General features: G+C 73.5%; 2 protein-coding genes and 1 pseudogene. 1 reads left to right on the top strand and 2 read right to left on the bottom strand.

The window, feature by feature from the left end; translation table 11 throughout:
• Positions 1 to 229, top strand: a pseudogene (locus BGO15_RS13490) (MFS transporter); the annotation flags it as partial.
• A gap of 45 nt (positions 230 to 274) precedes the next feature.
• On the opposite strand, the gene BGO15_RS13485 reads toward BGO15_RS13490, so the two are convergent.
• Positions 275 to 1,012: a hypothetical protein gene (locus BGO15_RS13485; RefSeq protein ID WP_286748428.1), complete on the bottom strand. Its 738-nt coding sequence runs from the start codon at positions 1,010 to 1,012 to the stop codon at positions 275 to 277.
• A gap of 93 nt (positions 1,013 to 1,105) precedes the next feature.
• Positions 1,106 to 4,114, bottom strand: a 3,009-nt coding sequence (locus BGO15_RS13480; protein ID WP_286748427.1) for a bifunctional proline dehydrogenase/L-glutamate gamma-semialdehyde dehydrogenase, incomplete at its 5' end; no start/stop codon positions are given.

The following is a 4,114-nucleotide window of genomic DNA, read 5'->3' as shown; positions in this document are numbered from 1 at the left end:
CACCCCGGCCCGCCTGCTCGGCCGCATGAACGCGTCCATCCGGTTCGTCGTGTGGGGGGTCATGCCGCTGGCGGCCCTCGCGGCCGGCGGGCTCGGCACATGGCTCGGCGTCGTCCCGACGCTCTGGATCGCGGCGGTGGGCTCGCTGTTCTCCGCCGTCTTCGTGGTCTTCGGGCCGTTCTGGGCCATCCGCGACCTCCCGGACGCCGCGGAGGCCGCGGAGGCGTGACCCGGGCGGTGCGCGCGCGGCTTTGGGGCGCGTCCCCCCGGCCGCTCAGCCCCGGACGGAAAGAGAGCCGAAGGCATCCTCCGTCGCGCCGGCGAGGGTGTCCGCGTCGATGCCGGCGGGGCAGTCGACGAAGGCGTAGTCCACCCAGCTCGTCTCGGCGAACGCGCGCACGATGAGGAAGCTCTGCCACTTCTCACCCGTGTCGCTGAACTCGTACGCGATGTGCGACTGCAGGAACTCCATGCGGCCCTTGCCGTCGTTGACGTCGAGCCACACGGAGGACTGGTCGGTCGGCGTGACGGCCTTGAGAGCCGTGTTGTCGCGCATCCCGGCCACGTACGCGTCCACTGCCGCACGGGTCGCTGCGCCGTCGGTCGCGGTCGCCGTCGACGAGAAGTCCTCGCCGGCAGGGACGACGAGGTAGCACAAGGTGTCCCCGTCGGTGAAGTACTGCTCGGACGGATCCTCGGAGTCGTCCTCCCAGCCGTCAGCGACCGTCGCGTGGAACTGCGGAGCGGTTCTCACCGTCACATCGCGGTCCAGGGGGAGATCGCCCACGAGGTGACCGAGCGGGACCTCCTCCGGCGCGGCGGGCATCGGCTTCGGGTCGGGGGCGGCCCGAGCGACCGCGGTCCCGAGCGCGGCGCCGACCCGGTACCCCGCGAAGGACCCGCCGACGCCGAACACGATCATGGCGAGCAGTCCGGCGCCGATCCCGATCCATGCCCCGACGGACATGCGGTCGCGCAGAGGCTGATCCGTCGACGGCGTCGGTGCACTCACGGTCTCATCCTCTCGCCGCCGCATCGCACGGCCGCAGCCCATTCTGGAGCCCGAGGGACTCCGCGCGCCAGCCCGGATCCGGCCCGACCCAGCTCAGATCACGCCGTCGGAGAGGGTCGTCGGGTTGCCGAAGCGGTGGTTCGTGATCGACACCGCCTGCTCGCGCAGGAACGGCAGCAGCTCGACGCGCCCGGCACCCGTGGGTGCATGGTCCCACACGGCGACGTCGGGGGAGCCGTCGGTCGCCGCGCACACGGCGGCGCGGTCGCCGCCCACCAGCCGCACGCGGGACGGACGCGCCGACGGACGCTGCAGCCCGGCCAGCCACGCGGCATCCGACTCCGTCGTGACGGCGATCCCGTCGTCCCGCGCGCCCGCGACCACGGCAGCGGGGAGGTCGAACCCGGTCGAGACGGTGCACGGCGAACCGCTGCGGAGCGCGGCGGCCAGCACGCGGAGCGCGTCGGCGAGATCGGCGTCCTGCGCGATCCGGATCTCGACCTCGACCGGGCGGTAGCGGAACACGTTGCGTTCCACCCCGAGCCCCGACACGTCGACCGCGACCCCGAACTCGTCCTGCCACGCCCGCTCGTCGGATGCCGCCGCCGCGGTCAGCCGCGCGAAGGCGACGTCGTCGAGCACCGCGCGGGCGGCGCCGAGGAGGCGCGCGGCCGGACCGCCGAGCGCACGCGGGCCCGCGTCGACAGCCGCGGCATCCGGCACCGCTGCCGCGGCCGGCACCCACGTGCCCAGCCCATACAGGTAGTTCGGGCCGCCCGCCTTGGCACCGGCACCGACCGCCGAGCGCTTCCATCCGCCGAAGGGCTGGCGCTGGACGATGGCGCCCGTGGTGCCGCGGTTCACGTAGAGGTTGCCGGCCTCGACCCGGTCGAGCCACTGGGCGACCTCTGCGGAATCGAGCGAGTGCAGTCCTGCGGTGAGGCCGTAGTCGACGGCGTTCTGCAGCCGCAGCGCCTCATCGAGGTCCGCCGCACGCATGATGCCGAGCACGGGCCCGAAGTACTCGGTGAGGTGGAACGGGGACCCCGGGCGCACGCCCGTCTTGATGCCCGGCGACCACAGCATCCCGCTGCCGTCGAGCTGCTTCGGCTCGACGAGCCACGACTCGCCCTCCTCCAGGCGGGTGAGGGCGTCGAGGAGCTTGCCGCTCGCGGGCTCGATGATCGGGCCGATCTGGGTGCTCGGATCGGCGGGGTACCCGACGCGCATCGAGGTCGCGGCATCCACGAGCTGGCGCTCGAACCGCTCCGAAGCGGCCACGGAGCCGACGAGGATCGCGAGCGACGCCGCCGAGCACTTCTGGCCGGCGTGCCCGAACGCGCTCTTCACCACGTCGGATGCGGCGAGGTCGAGGTCGGCCGACGGGGTGACCACGATCGCGTTCTTGCCGCTCGTCTCGGCGAGGAGCGGCAGGTCCGGGCGGAACGAGCGGAACAGCTGCGCGGTCTCGTACGCGCCGGTGAGGATGACGCGGTCGACGGCCGGATGCGACACGAGCCGCGTGCCGAGGTCGCGCTCGGCCACGTCGACGAGGGCGAGGAGGTCGCGCGGCACGCCGGCCTCCCACAGCGCCTCGACCATGACGGCGCCGCACCGCTGCGAGAGCTTCGCGGGCTTGATCACGACGCCCGAGCCGGCGGCCAGCGCCGCGAGCACGCCGCCGGCCGGGATCGCGACGGGGAAGTTCCACGGCGGGGTCACCACGGTGACGCGCGACGGCACGAAGACGGCGCCCGCCACGGCGTCCAGATCGCGCGCCCGCTCCGCGTAGTAGTGAGCGAAGTCGATCGCCTCGCTCACCTCGGGGTCGGACTCGGCGATCGTCTTGCGCGCCTCGTGCGCCATGATCTCGACGAGCTCGCCGCGACGGGCTGCGAGCCGCTCCCCCGCACGGTGCAGGACCGCGGCGCGCTCCGCGCCCGACCGCCGGCCCCACTCGGCACCGGCGGCGGCGGCGCCCTCGATGACGGCGTCGAGGGCGGCCGCGTCGGTCACGTGCGCCGCGCGGATGGACGCGAGCCCCAGCTCCGAGGTCGGCACCCGGCTCAGGATGCCGCGGCCCCACGCGCGATTCGCGGCGAGCGCCGGATCGGTGTCGGGGGCGTTGCGGAAGCCGGCGGGAGCGGGCTGGGTGGGCGCGGGCCCGGCGGGAGCGGGCTCGGCCGGCTGGACGGGAGCGGGCGCGGCCGCAGCCGCCTCCTCGGCCGTGCGGTCTTGGGTGCGGTTCGGGCGGGGGGTCGCGGCATCCGCCTCGAGGGCCGCGCGCGAGCGCTCGTACCGCTCGCGCTCGCGCGCGAACAGGTCCGGATCCTGCGCGAGCTCGAAGACGGCGGACATGAAGTTGTCCTGGCTCGCGTTCTCCTCGAGCCGGCGGATCAGGTAGGCGATCGCGACGTCGAACTCGGCGGGGTTCACGACGGGCGTGTAGAGGAGGAGGCGGCCGACGTCGCGGCGCACCGCCTCGGCCTGACCCGTCGCCATCCCGAGCAGCATCTCGAACTCGACGCCGGCGGTGACATCCCGCGCCGTCGCCAGGAGCCACGCGTGCGCGATGTCGAAGAGGTTGTGTCCGGCGACCCCGATCCGCACCGCGGCCAGGCGCTCCGGAGTCAGCGCCCACTCGAGCACGCGCTTGTAGTTCGTGTCGGAGTCCTGCTTCGTCCCGTAGGTCGCGAGCGGCCAGTCGTGGATCGCGGCGTCCACGTGCTCCATCGCCAGGTTCGCGCCCTTCACGACGCGCACCTTGATCGGCGCCCCGCCGGCGGCCCGCCGCACGGTCGCCCACTCCTGCAGCTGCTGCATCGCGCCGAGCGCATCCGGAAGATACGTCTGCAGCACGATCCCGGCCTCGAGCGCCCGGAGCTGCGGCTGGTCGAGCAGTCGCGTGAACACCGCGATCGTCAGGTCGAGGTCGCGGTACTCCTCCATGTCGAGGTTGATGAACTTCGCGCGGCCGGATGCCTCCGCCCGCGCCGCGAGCTCGTAGAGCGGCGTGAGCGTGCCGACGACCTTCTCCACGGCCTCGTCGAACGACCACATCGACAACTGGCTGACCACGCTGGACACCTTGATCGAGACGTA

Source organism: Microbacterium sp. 71-23 (assembly GCF_001897265.1).
Classification (GTDB): domain Bacteria; phylum Actinomycetota; class Actinomycetes; order Actinomycetales; family Microbacteriaceae; genus Microbacterium; species Microbacterium ginsengisoli.
The sequence above is the reverse complement of the archived record's forward strand: the minus strand, read 5'-3'. Positions and strand labels throughout refer to the sequence as shown.